The following is a 15,089-nucleotide window of genomic DNA, read 5'->3' on the forward strand; positions in this document are numbered from 1 at the left end:
CTATCGAGAGGCACTGTTGCAAATAGTCGGTGGTGATAAACTTATCATCCCCTTTTGCTGATGGAGCTGCACATGAACCCATTCAAAGGCCGGCATTTTCAGCGTGACATCATTCTGTGGGCCGTACGCTGGTACTGCAAATACGGCATCAGTTACCGTGAGCTGCAGGAGATGCTGGCTGAACGCGGAGTGAATGTCGATCACTCCACGATTTACCGCTGGGTTCAGCGTTATGCGCCTGAAATGGAAAAACGGCTGCGCTGGTACTGGCGTAACCCTTCCGATCTTTGCCCGTGGCACATGGATGAAACCTACGTGAAGGTCAATGGCCGCTGGGCGTATCTGTACCGGGCCGTCGACAGCCGGGGCCGCACTGTCGATTTTTATCTCTCCTCCCGTCGTAACAGCAAAGCTGCATACCGGTTTCTGGGTAAAATCCTCAACAACGTGAAGAAGTGGCAGATCCCGCGATTCATCAACACGGATAAAGCGCCCGCCTATGGTCGCGCGCTTGCTCTGCTCAAACGCGAAGGCCGGTGCCCGTCTGACGTTGAACACCGACAGATTAAGTACCGGAACAACGTGATTGAATGCGATCATGGCAAACTGAAACGGATAATCGGCGCCACGCTGGGATTTAAATCCATGAAGACGGCTTACGCCACCATCAAAGGTATTGAGGTGATGCGTGCACTACGCAAAGGCCAGGCCTCAGCATTTTATTATGGTGATCCCCTGGGCGAAATGCGCCTGGTAAGCAGAGTTTTTGAAATGTAAGGCCTTTGAATAAGACAAAAGGCTGCCTCATCGCTAACTTTGCAACAGTGCCTTTAAGCGTGCATAATAAGCCCTACACAAATTGGGAGTTAGACATCATGAGCAACGCAAAAACAAAGTTAGGCATCACAAAGTACAGCATCGTGACCAACAGCAACGATTCCGTCACACTGCGCCTCATGACTGAGCATGACCTTGCGATGCTCTATGAGTGGCTAAATCGATCTCATATCGTCGAGTGGTGGGGCGGAGAAGAAGCACGCCCGACACTTGCTGACGTACAGGAACAGTACTTGCCAAGCGTTTTAGCGCAAGAGTCCGTCACTCCATACATTGCAATGCTGAATGGAGAGCCGATTGGGTATGCCCAGTCGTACGTTGCTCTTGGAAGCGGGGACGGACGGTGGGAAGAAGAAACCGATCCAGGAGTACGCGGAATAGACCAGTTACTGGCGAATGCATCACAACTGGGCAAAGGCTTGGGAACCAAGCTGGTTCGAGCTCTGGTTGAGTTGCTGTTCAATGATCCCGAGGTCACCAAGATCCAAACGGACCCGTCGCCGAGCAACTTGCGAGCGATCCGATGCTACGAGAAAGCGGGGTTTGAGAGGCAAGGTACCGTAACCACCCCATATGGTCCAGCCGTGTACATGGTTCAAACACGCCAGGCATTCGAGCGAACACGCAGTGATGCCTAACCCTTCCATCGAGGGGGACGTCCAAGGGCTGGCGCCCTTGGCCGCCCCTCATGTCAAACGTTGGGCGAACCCGGAGCCTCATTAATTGTTAGCCGTTAAAATTAAGCCCTTTACCAAACCAATACTTATTATGAAAAACACAATACATATCAACTTCGCTATTTTTTTAATAATTGCAAATATTATCTACAGCAGCGCCAGTGCATCAACAGATATCTCTACTGTTGCATCTCCATTATTTGAAGGAACTGAAGGTTGTTTTTTACTTTACGATGCATCCACAAACGCTGAAATTGCTCAATTCAATAAAGCAAAGTGTGCAACGCAAATGGCACCAGATTCAACTTTCAAGATCGCATTATCACTTATGGCATTTGATGCGGAAATAATAGATCAGAAAACCATATTCAAATGGGATAAAACCCCCAAAGGAATGGAGATCTGGAACAGCAATCATACACCAAAGACGTGGATGCAATTTTCTGTTGTTTGGGTTTCGCAAGAAATAACCCAAAAAATTGGATTAAATAAAATCAAGAATTATCTCAAAGATTTTGATTATGGAAATCAAGACTTCTCTGGAGATAAAGAAAGAAACAACGGATTAACAGAAGCATGGCTCGAAAGTAGCTTAAAAATTTCACCAGAAGAACAAATTCAATTCCTGCGTAAAATTATTAATCACAATCTCCCAGTTAAAAACTCAGCCATAGAAAACACCATAGAGAACATGTATCTACAAGATCTGGATAATAGTACAAAACTGTATGGGAAAACTGGTGCAGGATTCACAGCAAATAGAACCTTACAAAACGGATGGTTTGAAGGGTTTATTATAAGCAAATCAGGACATAAATATGTTTTTGTGTCCGCACTTACAGGAAACTTGGGGTCGAATTTAACATCAAGCATAAAAGCCAAGAAAAATGCGATCACCATTCTAAACACACTAAATTTATAAAAAATCTAATGGCAAAATCGCCCAACCCTTCAATCAAGTCGGGACGGCCAAAAGCAAGCTTTTGGCTCCCCTCGCTGGCGCTCGGCGCCCCTTATTTCAAACGTTAGACGGCAAAGTCACAGACCGCGGGATCTCTTATGACCAACTACTTTGATAGCCCCTTCAAAGGCAAGCTGCTTTCTGAGCAAGTGAAGAACCCCAATATCAAAGTTGGGCGGTACAGCTATTACTCTGGCTACTATCATGGGCACTCATTCGATGACTGCGCACGGTATCTGTTTCCGGACCGTGATGACGTTGATAAGTTGATCATCGGTAGTTTCTGCTCTATCGGGAGTGGGGCTTCCTTTATCATGGCTGGCAATCAGGGGCATCGGTACGACTGGGCATCATCTTTCCCGTTCTTTTATATGCAGGAAGAACCTGCATTCTCAAGCGCACTCGATGCCTTCCAAAAAGCAGGTAATACTGTCATTGGCAATGACGTTTGGATCGGCTCTGAGGCAATGGTCATGCCCGGAATCAAGATCGGGCACGGTGCGGTGATAGGCAGCCGCTCGTTGGTGACAAAAGATGTGGGGCACTGTTGCAAAGTTAGCGATGAGGCAGCCTTTTGTCTTATTCAAAGGCCTTACATTTCAAAAACTCTGCTTACCAGGCGCATTTCGCCCAGGGGATCACCATAATAAAATGCTGAGGCCTGGCCTTTGCGTAGTGCACGCATCACCTCAATACCTTTGATGGTGGCGTAAGCCGTCTTCATGGATTTAAATCCCAGCGTGGCGCCGATTATCCGTTTCAGTTTGCCATGATCGCATTCAATCACGTTGTTCCGGTACTTAATCTGTCGGTGTTCAACGTCAGACGGGCACCGGCCTTCGCGTTTGAGCAGAGCAAGCGCGCGACCATAGGCGGGCGCTTTATCCGTGTTGATGAATCGCGGGATCTGCCACTTCTTCACGTTGTTGAGGATTTTACCCAGAAACCGGTATGCAGCTTTGCTGTTACGACGGGAGGAGAGATAAAAATCGACAGTGCGGCCCCGGCTGTCGACGGCCCGGTACAGATACGCCCAGCGGCCATTGACCTTCACGTAGGTTTCATCCATGTGCCACGGGCAAAGATCGGAAGGGTTACGCCAGTACCAGCGCAGCCGTTTTTCCATTTCAGGCGCATAACGCTGAACCCAGCGGTAAATCGTGGAGTGATCGACATTCACTCCGCGTTCAGCCAGCATCTCCTGCAGCTCACGGTAACTGATGCCGTATTTGCAGTACCAGCGTACGGCCCACAGAATGATGTCACGCTGAAAATGCCGGCCTTTGAATGGGTTCATGTGCAGCTCCATCAGCAAAAGGGGATGATAAGTTTATCACCACCGACTATTTGCAACAGTGCCCTATTTTTCGGGGATCTGATTGCCCTCTGGCAATATCATTCAGCACGCCATAGTCGGCATCATGGTCCATTCGCCAGAAAACCGAAGCACCGGCATCAGCCAGGCGTGGAGAAAACTGGTATCCCAGCAGCCAGAAAAGGCCAAAGACAAGTTCGCTGGCACCTGCTGTATCGGTCATAATTTCGGTTGGATTCAGCCCGGTCTCCTGTTCCAGAAGACCTTCCAGCACAAAGATAGAGTCCCTCAGCGTCCCCGGTATAACGATGCCATGAAAGCCGGAATACTGATCGGACACAAAGTTGTACCAGGTGATCCCTCTGTTATTACCAAAGTATTTGCGGTTCGGTCCGGCATTGATTGTTCTGACTGGCGTAACAAAGCGCATTCCATCTGCAGATGCCACTTCTCCTCCACCCCATATCTGTGCCAGTGGCAGCGTTGCCTGAAAATCAACCAGTCTGGCATTAGCGCTGGTGATAGTTTCAGCCCGCAGATAGTTCGCTTTTGTCCAGTTCAGCCGGTGTCGGGTCAGTGCAGGAACATTTGATCTGATCAGTGGTTCCAGACCGATATTGCAGGCTTCAGCCATCAGCACGGCGCTGATGCTGACGGGCAGATCATCAACTCTGGCACTGGCTTCACTAGCATGGAAAAACTCATCAGCAAATCCGGTATGGGCGTTAATTTCGAGCAGCAACTCCGTTAAATCCACCGGAGGGAGTAGATCACTGATCATTTTGCTCAGTCGTTTCGGCACTGTTGCAAATAGTCGGTGGTGATAAACTTATCATCCCCTTTTGCTGATGGAGCTGCACATGAACCCATTCAAAGGCCGGCATTTTCAGCGTGACATCATTCTGTGGGCCGTACGCTGGTACTGCAAATACGGCATCAGTTACCGTGAGCTGCAGGAGATGCTGGCTGAACGCGGAGTGAATGTCGATCACTCCACGATTTACCGCTGGGTTCAGCGTTATGCGCCTGAAATGGAAAAACGGCTGCGCTGGTACTGGCGTAACCCTTCCGATCTTTGCCCGTGGCACATGGATGAAACCTACGTGAAGGTCAATGGCCGCTGGGCGTATCTGTACCGGGCCGTCGACAGCCGGGGCCGCACTGTCGATTTTTATCTCTCCTCCCGTCGTAACAGCAAAGCTGCATACCGGTTTCTGGGTAAAATCCTCAACAACGTGAAGAAGTGGCAGATCCCGCGATTCATCAACACGGATAAAGCGCCCGCCTATGGTCGCGCGCTTGCTCTGCTCAAACGCGAAGGCCGGTGCCCGTCTGACGTTGAACACCGACAGATTAAGTACCGGAACAACGTGATTGAATGCGATCATGGCAAACTGAAACGGATAATCGGCGCCACGCTGGGATTTAAATCCATGAAGACGGCTTACGCCACCATCAAAGGTATTGAGGTGATGCGTGCACTACGCAAAGGCCAGGCCTCAGCATTTTATTATGGTGATCCCCTGGGCGAAATGCGCCTGGTAAGCAGAGTTTTTGAAATGTAAGGCCTTTGAATGAGACAAAAGGCTGCCTCATCGCTAACTTTGCAACAGTGCCTTGCTTGCGCCATTTGAATATCTGGTTTGCATTGATGCCATGCAGGCGCGCGACATGAGACACGGTCATACCGGGCTCCATAGTCTGCTGAATAATGGCAATTTTTTCCTGCGGTGTACGACGCCGACGCCGCTCAGGTCCTGATAACACTTCAACCATCTTATCGTTCTGACTGGTATTAAACATAGTTCCAAGACTACCTCTTATTTTAAGAGAGTCGAAGTGTCTGGTGATCTATGGGGCCAGTCTAGCCCTCTTCCAAGTGTAGGGAGATATAGTCAAAGTTTGCTTCTCCGCCGATGAGTCCGCCCTGCGTCGGATAGTCCGATTTTTTACCGGCGAAGCACGGCTCTCCTAACCCTATCTAAAGCGAATAACTTTTTTCAACAGGGCCGCGTGCCAATGCAAGAGCGATAGGCGCTCTACGCGCCAATTTGACCACTTAAAACAGGTAAATTGAGGGGTTGTAATGTGTTGATGTAACAGGCTTTTATTTTAATGTCTTGGCATATGTATAATGGTAGTCTAGCCCTCCTTTCAACAAGGAGTACTCATGGAAACCTACAATCATACATATCGGCACCACAACTTTTCACATAAAGACTTAAGTGATCTCACCTTCACCGCTTGCACATTCATTCGCAGCGACTTTCGACGTGCTAACTTGCGTGATACGACATTCGTCAACTGCAAGTTCATTGAACAGGGTGATATCGAAGGCTGCCACTTTGATGTCGCAGATCTTCGTGATGCAAGTTTCCAACAATGCCAACTTGCGATGGCAAACTTCAGTAATGCCAATTGCTACGGTATAGAGTTCCGTGCGTGTGATTTAAAAGGTGCCAACTTTTCCCGAACAAACTTTGCCCATCAAGTGAGTAATCGTATGTACTTTTGCTCAGCATTTATTTCTGGATGTAATCTTTCCTATGCCAATATGGAGAGGGTTTGTTTAGAAAAATGTGAGTTGTTTGAAAATCGCTGGATAGGAACGAACCTAGCGGGTGCATCACTGAAAGAGTCAGACTTAAGTCGAGGTGTTTTTTCCGAAGATGTCTGGGGGCAATTTAGCCTACAGGGTGCCAATTTATGCCACGCCGAACTCGACGGTTTAGATCCCCGCAAAGTCGATACATCAGGTATCAAAATTGCAGCCTGGCAGCAAGAACTGATTCTCGAAGCACTGGGTATTGTTGTTTATCCTGACTAATTGCTTTGATGTGTGATTTTAAACGCTCAAATTTATAAAACGAATAATATTGTCAACCTTGCAATAATAGACATAGGGACAACCATGTATAAATTTTTACCCTCAGGCGTCTTCACAATAGAGCCATATAGCAGTGGGTCACTTAGTGGGCTTAATTTTTCCATTAAAGATAATATTAATATTGCTCAGTATAAAACATCATATGGTAGCCCATCTTGGCAAGTAAACATAAGGCTGCCATTTATAAGGCACTGTTGCAAAAATGTGGAGGTGATAGGGGTACTACGCCGGAACCCCAGATTTTTCCGTCCGTTCAAATTATCCACGGTTGAACAGCTTGATCCCGTCCGCCCGCAGTTGACCAACAGGGGAAATATGCCTGTACAAAGTTTGCCGGGTTATCCCAAGTTCCTGGCATAGCGTACTGACCTTTGTTTCTGATTGTCCCATTGATGCCATTGCCAGTCGCAGTTTGACTGGCGTCATTTTATAAGGTCGGCCGCCGTTCCGCCCACGGGCTCTTGCTGATGCCAGACCTGCAGTCGTTCTTTCAGCAATCAGTTCGCGCTCAAACTCCGCCAGTGCGGCAAAGATACCGAAGACAAGCTTGCCAGCGGCCGTTGTTGTGTCGATAGTCGCCCCGTGACCGGTCAGCACTTTCAGACCGGTCCCCCTCGCGGTCAGGTCGTGCACTGTATTAATGAGATGACGAAGATCACGACCGAGGCGGTCCAGCTGGCACTGTTGCAAAGTTAGCGATGAGGCAGCCTTTTGTCTTATTCAAAGGCCTTACATTTCAAAAACTCTGCTTACCAGGCGCATTTCGCCCAGGGGATCACCATAATAAAATGCTGAGGCCTGGCCTTTGCGTAGTGCACGCATCACCTCAATACCTTTGATGGTGGCGTAAGCCGTCTTCATGGATTTAAATCCCAGCGTGGCGTTGATTATCCGTTTCAGTTTGCCATGATCGCATTCAATCACGTTGTTCCGGTACTTAATCTGTCGGTGTTCAACGTCAGACGGGCACCGGCCTTCGCGTTTGAGCAGAGCAAGCGCGCGACCATAGGCGGGCGCTTTATCCGTGTTGATGAATCGTGGGATCTGCCACTTCTTCACGTTGTTGAGGATTTTACCCAGAAACCGGTATGCAGCTTTGCTGTTACGACGGGAGGAGAGATAAAAATCGACAGTGCGGCCCCGGCTGTCGACGGCCCGGTACAGATACGCCCAGCGGCCATTGACCTTCACGTAGGTTTCATCCATGTGCCACGGGCAAAGATCGGAAGGGTTACGCCAGTACCAGCGCAGCCGTTTTTCCATTTCAGGCGCATAACGCTGAACCCAGCGGTAAATCGTGGAGTGATCGATCGACATTCACTCCGCGTTCAGCCAGCATCTCCTGCAGCTCACGGTAACTGATGCCGTATTTGCAGTACCAGCGTACGGCCCACAGAATGATGTCACGCTGAAAATGCCGGCCTTTGAATGGGTTCATGTGCAGCTCCATCAGCAAAAGGGGATGATAAGTTTATCACCACCGACTATTTGCAACAGTGCCTCTTCATGAAAATTATCGTCTGAGGGCCGGGCAATTTCACGGACAAGCGTGATGATTTCAGCCAGCTTTTGCCTTGGGATGTAGCTGAACACCTCAGCACGAATCGATTCGTCCGGTGTTTCTTCTTTCAGCAGGTACGAACATGCGCTGGCGAGCGCCAATGCAGATTTATCCAGATCCTTCAGCGAGCGGAGCCGTTTTTTCTGCCCAATCTTTCTGGCGTCACGGATGATAACGGCCAGCATGGCGTCCAGAACGTCCAATGCATCATCCAGCGCCAGCGTTTCCATGCAAGGACAAAGGCAACCAGAACCGCCATCCTTTTCTGCGGTGACATCCTGGCAATATTGAACACCGAAGTCATACCAGCATAACGTGCGAGATTTTTCAGGCGCACAGCCGGGAGTGTACTCAGGTTTTCAGCATGCAGGCCAAAATCGTTCAGAGTTTTCCAGCGTTCAATTGCTTCATTAAACGCCGGACCACTGATGGTCACAGGGCCCTTTTTCAGTGATTCCAGTAAAGACAGGCGGCTGCAATCAGTTGGCCCCAGCAGCATCTCCAGCTGTGAACGCTGTTCGGCTGACGGTATCAGTGCCAGTTTGTTCCACAGGCGCAACGTCGCCTTTTCCCTTACCTCTGAAATCAACCGGGTCAGCGTAGTGGCTCCGGGGAGAATAATACGATGTTGCATAAGCCACCCTGTCGCCAGATCGAAAAGCAGGCCAGGACGTTCGTTGCTTATCCAGCTCCGGGTATATAAAAGACGGGTAAGGCGAAATGTCCAGGGCCAGGCAATTCACGATACTGATAGTGCTGACGTATCAGCGCTGCATGCTCACGGCGGGTATTTTCCCTCTGACCGTATTCTGCAAGAACGGTGATATCACGAATCCCGAGCTGTCTGGCGGTAAAATGCCGGACGCCGGAAGGAATATGACCTGGGACCTACGTGCGCCCGCACCGACACCCTCACACCTTCGAGCTACTGTTGCCATTAAGGGGTCGTTTCGTGGTGCTGAATTTTGACGATCGGGGTACCGTCACCCATCGGGCGATATTGGGGGAAACCTGTACGGTGCTGGAGATGGCCGCAGGAACCTGGCATGCCGTGCTGTCGCTGGATACCGGTGGCATAATTTTTGAAGTAAAACACGGTGGCTATCAACCCGTGGCTGCCGATGACTATGCGCACTGGGCTCCAGCGGAAGGAGAACCAGGAACCACGGAGCTTATGGCCTGGTATGCGCAAGCGCAGGTGGGCGACAGCACTTTTGCCGTCTAAGGCGATAAACAAAAACGGAATGAGTTTCCCCATTCCGTTTCCGCTATTACAAACCGTCGGTGACGATTTTAGCCGCCGACGCTAATACATCGCGACGGCTTTCTGCCTTAGGTTGAGGCTGGGTGAAGTAAGTGACCAGAATCAGCGGCGCACGATCTTTTGGCCAGATCACCGCGATATCGTTGGTGGTGCCATAGCCACCGCTGCCGGTTTTATCCCCCACAACCCAGGAAGCAGGCAGTCCAGCCTGAATGCTCGCTGCACCGGTGGTATTGCCTTTCATCCATGTCACCAGCTGCGCCCGTTGGCTGTCGCCCAATGCTTTACCCAGCGTCAGATTCCGCAGAGTTTGCGCCATTGCCCGAGGTGAAGTGGTATCACGCGGATCGCCCGGAATGGCGGTGTTTAACGTCGGCTCGGTACGGTCGAGACGGAACGTTTCGTCTCCCAGCTGTCGGGCGAACGCGGTGACGCTAGCCGGGCCGCCAACGTGAGCAATCAGCTTATTCATCGCCACGTTATCGCTGTACTGTAGCGCGGCCGCGCTAAGCTCAGCCAGTGACATCGTCCCATTGACGTGCTTTTCCGCAATCGGATTATAGTTAACAAGGTCAGATTTTTTGATCTCAACTCGCTGATTTAACAGATTCGGTTCGCTTTCACTTTTCTTCAGCACCGCGGCCGCGGCCATCACTTTACTGGTGCTGCACATCGCAAAGCGCTCATCAGCACGATAAAGTATTTGCGAATTATCTGCTGTGTTAATCAATGCCACACCCAGTCTGCCTCCCGACTGCCGCTCTAATTCGGCAAGTTTTTGCTGTACGTCCGCCGTTTGCGCATACAGCGGCACACTTCCTAACAACAGCGTGACGGTTGCCGTCGCCATCAGCGTGAACTGGCGCAGTGATTTTTTAACCATGGGATTCCTTATTCTGGAAGATACGAAATAACAACAACATGAATAGTCCCTAAATTCCACGTGTGTTTTTTATTAGCTTCAAAAATCACTATTTCACGAAGAATTTAGACTGCTTCTCACACATTGTAACATTATTTACAACCACCTTTCAATCATTTTTGATAAATCATTGATTTCATCTTTGCTGCAATGATACTTAATAAACTCTGCAAGTTATCCACAGAGCAACACTCAATTTTATTGATGATATTCTTATTGGCACTGTTGCAAAGTTAGCGATGAGGCAGCCTTTTGTCTTATTCAAAGGCCTTACATTTCAAAAACTCTGCTTACCAGGCGCATTTCGCCCAGGGGATCACCATAATAAAATGCTGAGGCCTGGCCTTTGCGTAGTGCACGCATCACCTCAATACCTTTGATGGTGGCGTAAGCCGTCTTCATGGATTTAAATCCCAGCGTGGCGTTGATTATCCGTTTCAGTTTGCCATGATCGCATTCAATCACGTTGTTCCGGTACTTAATCTGTCGGTGTTCAACGTCAGACGGGCACCGGCCTTCGCGTTTGAGCAGAGCAAGCGCGCGACCATAGGCGGGCGCTTTATCCGTGTTGATGAATCGTGGGATCTGCCACTTCTTCGTTGTTGAGGATTTTACCCAGAAACCGGTATGCAGCTTTGCTGTTACGACGGGAGGAGAGATAAAAATCGACAGTGCGGCCCCGGCTGTCGACGGCCCGGTACAGATACGCCCAGCGGCCATTGACCTTCACGTAGGTTTCATCCATGTGCCACGGGCAAAGATCGGAAGGGTTACGCCAGTACCAGCGCAGCCGTTTTTCCATTTCAGGCGCATAACGCTGAACCCAGCGGTAAATCGTGGAGTGATCGACATTCACTCCGCGTTCAGCCAGCATCTCCTGCAGCTCACGGTAACTGATGCCGTATTTGCAGTACCAGCGTACGGCCCACAGAATGATGTCACGCTGAAAATGCCGGCCTTTGAATGGGTTCATGTGCAGCTCCATCAGCAAAAGGGGATGATAAGTTTATCACCACCGACTATTTGCAACAGTGCCTCTCAAAATCGGTGGAGCTGCATGACAAAGTCATCGGGCATTATCTGAACATAAAACACTATCAATAAGTTGGAGTCATTACCAAACAGGGATTATTTATTCTCTCAGGCGAGAATAAAATAGACGAAGAATGTTTCATTAATATAGTCCAAACGGCTGTCGCCATAAATAACATCGGTAGAGAATCTAATGGTTATATTTTAGTTGGTGTTTCCGATACCAAAGCTACGGCAGACAGAGTTAAGACTTTATATGGTGTTACCCCTATTGAGTGCAATGGCTATTATATCAATGGAATTGATCATGAAGCTGTAATTCAATCAAAAAACATAGATAATTACTTTCTGTTCATAAAACAAAAAATAGAATCATTTAATTTTAATGAGGCTTTGAAACAACAAATACTAAAAGATATTTCATTATGTTCATATGAAGGACTGCATGTTTTAAAAATCGAAATAAAAAGTGTCGGAGAAGTCTGTCATTTTGAAAATAGGTATTATATAAGACAAGGAACAGCTACGCATTTAATCACTGACGGTGAAGCAATTAGTAGTTTACACAGATTATATTACTCATAATTACTTAAGCACTATGAAGGTATCATACACCTTCATAGTGTACTTTTTTACTGCGCTTTGGGGCTAAATTGTTTTTGTGAATAGCCAGAATATCGTGGCTACGGCGGCAATGGAAATATATGATCTCTGCTGCCAGAGACTGGAGATGTAATTGGGGGCAGTTTGGATATCGAAAATTATTGTACTATAAGGGGTCCGCTTGAGGGGGCCGCTTGGAAAACGGAAATTTTCCCACGCTAAGAGAATTGAGTTGAACGAGTGGTTACATCTAGGCCAGCTAACTCACTGAACGTAAAGGCTGTACGAAATGTTCCGACCGTCCGATAACCATTTGGCTTACTTCCGTACATTTCCTTGCGTAGATGTACAGAATTGTACGATTTCGGACACCAAAACTGCTGTTGTCCCGGTGCATGAAGCTACTTTCCGGGTTGGTGGTACTGACTTTGGTGTTCTTAACGACGACGTTTTCAACTCTGAAAATCGCCTCTCTGCACGGGGATTTTTACCCCCCCATAGAGCCGTCATATAAATTCAAATTATTAACTTTGATGGTAGAATTATCTTAGGTTTGATAAAATTTTGAGCCGTCGCCGTTTACTTCACAGGATTCAATATAATGGCTAAATATACAGTTTGTGATTACCAATAAACTATTAGAAATAATGGGAATGGTTGTGCCAATCTCTATCTGGAGGTCTTATTGCAGGGAACATCCACCCCATCGTTACACCAATACAGAATTGCCCCCGATACAAGACATCCAGACATTAACCTAATAAAAGCGCACCTTGACGAGGGCTTTCAGCAGGCAAAGTCTGAGGGATTAAAAGTAGAGATTTCAGATTATAAAGAACGTCTTTACCTGTACATTAGAACACCTGGTAATAACCTAATGCAATATTCTGGTTGCAGAGAAAAATAATACAGTCGCGCTGGATACGCTGACATTGACGCAGTTATATGATTTTCTGGCGTTGGTCAGTAAACCAGCTGCAGCCAAAACGGTGTAGTCCCTGACACAGGCGCCGGTCATTCTGTTAACTCATCCACGTATGGGATGAACAGTTGTTTCAGTTTGAAACCAGGGATGTCAGACGGATTTTTGCTGGCGAGTACGAAATCCGTTACGAACTTAATGGCCAGACTATTTATGTATTGCGCCTGTGACACACACGAGAAAACAGGTAGATTGTGTGTGAGGGCAACTTTAACATAGCCTGCAGGTGTTAATTCAGGAGCATTGTTATCAGACCAAATATTTTTCATTCCATTAAATAGTCTTGTAGGGGATAAAATGAATTACGATGAAATAACGAAAATCACTGCAGAACGTATTAGCGACTACATGACTGAAGCGGTTAATACAGACTCTAAATCTGTTGCGGAAATGTTTCATAACGCTGCATGGGGAGTGCTATCATTGTGGTTTGAACTCGTCACAAAAATAGATCTGGATATACATAAAAAGAACAGGTATGCAAGTTATGATTTTAGAAGAAAAATCGAAATGCAGCATGAAGAGTTTCAGAAAATGACAGAGCGTGAGCAAGTGCCTTTATTGAAATTGCCTGAATAACAGAGACAGTGCAAACGATTATTTCATAATAACGATTATGTAATGACTGGTAAGAAAATAACTTGATTGAGTTCCCTTTATCCAGCCTGATAGTGGATAAAGGGAACTCAATAATAATTGAATTAATTTATTAGCTTCATCGCATTTTTTTGGTCTCTTCATCACTTTTTTGCTCTTGTTGTGAAGAGGATTGAGTGACTATTGAAGAATTAAAATCGGCCATCTCTTTTGGAAATAGCGATCTCAATATATTCACGATATCTGAAAATGTGGTTTCTTTCGTCAGCAGCTCACATAAAAGGAAAGGGGTCCGGGGATCTTGTCTGTATAAGGCCAGACCTGCCGTCAGTGCGGCCCGGTTAAGGCGGCTTCGTTCCCCTTGCGGGATACTGTCCAGTGTATCACAAACAATTTTATCTGTTTGATTTACATCTGGATTTAGTTTGAAGGCAATGGTTCTGCGCTTGTCCATCATTAATTACCTATGAGATACATACCGTTAACTAAATCATATTGAGAGTTATTGGTTTTGAAAAAACGTTCATCACGAATCTGTGTGTGTTTTTTTACTGCATCGCATATTAATTCTGCGCCACCGCCTATAACCATAACATGAGTATAACCAGAAAATTCATTGAGCGTATTTAATACACGTTGCTCAAGTTTACGAAGTGCTTCATTCATTGCTTCGGTGACTATTGATATTTTGTTCTCATCATTAATTCGTTGCTTCAGATAGTTATTATCTTTTCTGTGAATGATTATATCGTCAGCAAGATAGCTACTTCCTTTTGTTCTCGCAAGAGAAAGGGCATCTTTACTGCAGATGTAACCAGAGAGACACCAAGAGATGAGTCTCCGTATATTTTACTGATCCCCGATAATTTCCCCATTACCTGAGAAATATCTAATGTGGTGCCCCGAGATCTATAATTAATAAAGAATCTAACTCATCCAGTTCTTGTAGAACTTCATAACCTGCCGGTATAGATTCAGGCATGACTTTTACATCTTTTATTGTGAATGTATCCCCGCCATTTAATGTAATTTTTTCCGGAAGTTTGCTTTCTTACGCTCAATATTTTCCGTATTGGGTTGGTTATTTCTGTCGTAATACTCTGTCAGAGGAAGTGTGCAAACAATATCCACTTCGCTTACCGGCAGACCACTGGTCAGTAAGGCGTGATGCACTGCAACGACATTAACGTCGCTGTATTGCCATGCGATATTGGTTGTGACTACAGCATCCGGGCTGATTGGATCAAATGAATACTGTTCGCCGTTCAGTGTGTAGTTAAAGACCTTTTTATCACCAAAAGAGACTGCCCACTCGCGTTTGAAGCTGTTCGGGCTAATGTGCTGTTTAATTGTTCCGTCGCTTTCCTGCCACTGTAGTTTGATGTTTGTTGAACCGTCATCAATGAATACCAACATTTATAAAACTCCTTATGGTGTTTTTTTGGTGTGTG

At 47.1% G+C, this 15,089-nt stretch carries 9 protein-coding genes and 12 pseudogenes; 11 read left to right on the forward strand and 10 right to left on the reverse strand.

What is annotated here, in order from left to right; genetic code table 11:
- The first annotated feature begins 72 nt into the window (after window positions 1-72).
- From ACLHV9_RS26875 to ACLHV9_RS26890, 4 genes and pseudogenes are all read left to right on the forward strand, one after another.
- On the forward strand, window positions 73-777 hold the full coding sequence (locus tag ACLHV9_RS26875) for an IS6-like element IS26 family transposase (RefSeq protein ID WP_001067855.1): 705 nt from the start codon (window positions 73-75) through the stop codon (window positions 775-777).
- 143 nt (window positions 778-920) lie between these two features.
- Window positions 921-1,475, forward strand: coding sequence for a fluoroquinolone-acetylating aminoglycoside 6'-N-acetyltransferase AAC(6')-Ib-cr5 (locus tag ACLHV9_RS26880; RefSeq protein ID WP_063840321.1), 555 nt, complete (start codon window positions 921-923; stop codon window positions 1,473-1,475).
- A 130-nt stretch (window positions 1,476-1,605) separates the two neighbouring features.
- Window positions 1,606-2,436: an oxacillin-hydrolyzing class D beta-lactamase OXA-1 gene (locus ACLHV9_RS26885; RefSeq protein WP_001334766.1), complete on the forward strand. Its 831-nt coding sequence runs from the start codon at window positions 1,606-1,608 to the stop codon at window positions 2,434-2,436.
- Between the two features lie 137 nt (window positions 2,437-2,573).
- A pseudogene (locus ACLHV9_RS26890) lies at window positions 2,574-3,014 on the forward strand (CatB-related O-acetyltransferase); the annotation flags it as partial.
- 53 nt (window positions 3,015-3,067) lie between these two features.
- Here ACLHV9_RS26890 and ACLHV9_RS26895 read toward each other — a convergent pair.
- Both ACLHV9_RS26895 and ACLHV9_RS26900 read right to left on the reverse strand, forming a co-directional pair.
- Window positions 3,068-3,772 carry an IS6-like element IS26 family transposase gene (locus tag ACLHV9_RS26895; protein WP_001067855.1) on the reverse strand — a complete coding sequence of 235 codons (705 nt, stop codon included), beginning with the start codon at window positions 3,770-3,772 and terminating at the stop codon, window positions 3,068-3,070.
- Window positions 3,773-3,839: 67 nt separating this feature from the next.
- Window positions 3,840-4,568: pseudogene (locus ACLHV9_RS26900) on the reverse strand (Tn3 family transposase); the annotation flags it as partial.
- 82 nt (window positions 4,569-4,650) lie between these two features.
- Here ACLHV9_RS26900 and ACLHV9_RS26905 point away from each other — a divergent pair.
- Window positions 4,651-5,355 (forward strand): IS6-like element IS26 family transposase, encoded by a 705-nt coding sequence (locus ACLHV9_RS26905; protein ID WP_001067855.1) that lies wholly within the window; start codon window positions 4,651-4,653, stop codon window positions 5,353-5,355.
- Between the two features lie 52 nt (window positions 5,356-5,407).
- Here ACLHV9_RS26905 and ACLHV9_RS26910 read toward each other — a convergent pair.
- A pseudogene (locus ACLHV9_RS26910) lies at window positions 5,408-5,566 on the reverse strand (transposase); the annotation flags it as partial.
- 394 nt (window positions 5,567-5,960) lie between these two features.
- On the opposite strand from ACLHV9_RS26910, the gene ACLHV9_RS26915 reads away from it, so the two are divergent.
- Window positions 5,961-6,617, forward strand: coding sequence for a quinolone resistance pentapeptide repeat protein QnrS1 (locus ACLHV9_RS26915; RefSeq protein ID WP_001516695.1), 657 nt, complete (start codon window positions 5,961-5,963; stop codon window positions 6,615-6,617).
- A gap of 318 nt (window positions 6,618-6,935) precedes the next feature.
- Here ACLHV9_RS26915 and ACLHV9_RS26920 read toward each other — a convergent pair.
- The 3 pseudogenes from ACLHV9_RS26920 to ACLHV9_RS26930 form a co-directional block, all read right to left on the reverse strand.
- Window positions 6,936-7,370: pseudogene (locus tag ACLHV9_RS26920) on the reverse strand (recombinase family protein); the annotation flags it as partial.
- Window positions 7,371-7,406: 36 nt separating this feature from the next.
- A pseudogene (locus ACLHV9_RS26925) lies at window positions 7,407-8,115 on the reverse strand (IS6-like element IS26 family transposase).
- Window positions 8,116-8,165: 50 nt separating this feature from the next.
- Window positions 8,166-9,117 (reverse strand): annotated as a pseudogene (locus ACLHV9_RS26930) (DUF4158 domain-containing protein); the annotation flags it as partial.
- A gap of 1 nt (window position 9,118) precedes the next feature.
- Between ACLHV9_RS26930 and ACLHV9_RS26935 the strand changes: the two are divergent.
- Window positions 9,119-9,463 (forward strand): annotated as a pseudogene (locus tag ACLHV9_RS26935) (WbuC family cupin fold metalloprotein); the annotation flags it as partial.
- A gap of 46 nt (window positions 9,464-9,509) precedes the next feature.
- Here the strand turns inward: ACLHV9_RS26935 and ACLHV9_RS26940 are convergent.
- The gene (locus ACLHV9_RS26940; RefSeq protein WP_000239590.1) at window positions 9,510-10,385 is read right to left on the reverse strand and encodes an extended-spectrum class A beta-lactamase CTX-M-15; all 876 of its coding nucleotides are present in this window, start codon (window positions 10,383-10,385) and stop codon (window positions 9,510-9,512) included.
- A 309-nt stretch (window positions 10,386-10,694) separates the two neighbouring features.
- A pseudogene (locus ACLHV9_RS26945) lies at window positions 10,695-11,397 on the reverse strand (IS6-like element IS26 family transposase).
- Between the two features lie 65 nt (window positions 11,398-11,462).
- Between ACLHV9_RS26945 and ACLHV9_RS26950 the strand changes: the two are divergent.
- The 4 genes and pseudogenes from ACLHV9_RS26950 to ACLHV9_RS26965 all read left to right on the forward strand — a co-directional run.
- A pseudogene (locus tag ACLHV9_RS26950) lies at window positions 11,463-11,528 on the forward strand (IS1 family transposase); the annotation flags it as partial.
- A gap of 69 nt (window positions 11,529-11,597) precedes the next feature.
- Window positions 11,598-12,041 carry a hypothetical protein gene (locus tag ACLHV9_RS26955; protein WP_370726574.1) on the forward strand — a complete coding sequence of 148 codons (444 nt, stop codon included), beginning with the start codon at window positions 11,598-11,600 and terminating at the stop codon, window positions 12,039-12,041.
- Between the two features lie 935 nt (window positions 12,042-12,976).
- Window positions 12,977-13,211, forward strand: a pseudogene (locus ACLHV9_RS26960) (type II toxin-antitoxin system RelE/ParE family toxin).
- 127 nt (window positions 13,212-13,338) lie between these two features.
- Window positions 13,339-13,620 carry a hypothetical protein gene (locus ACLHV9_RS26965; RefSeq protein ID WP_001333089.1) on the forward strand — a complete coding sequence of 94 codons (282 nt, stop codon included), beginning with the start codon at window positions 13,339-13,341 and terminating at the stop codon, window positions 13,618-13,620.
- 122 nt (window positions 13,621-13,742) lie between these two features.
- Here ACLHV9_RS26965 and ACLHV9_RS26970 read toward each other — a convergent pair.
- Window positions 13,743-14,092: pseudogene (locus ACLHV9_RS26970) on the reverse strand (plasmid partitioning/stability family protein).
- A gap of 2 nt (window positions 14,093-14,094) precedes the next feature.
- A pseudogene (gene parM, locus ACLHV9_RS26975) lies at window positions 14,095-15,054 on the reverse strand (plasmid segregation protein ParM).
- Window positions 15,055-15,089 lie beyond the last annotated feature (35 nt).

Origin of the sequence: Enterobacter sp. CPE_E890, from assembly GCF_046521475.1 — a bacterium.
Lineage (GTDB): Bacteria > Pseudomonadota > Gammaproteobacteria > Enterobacterales > Enterobacteriaceae > Enterobacter > Enterobacter adelaidei.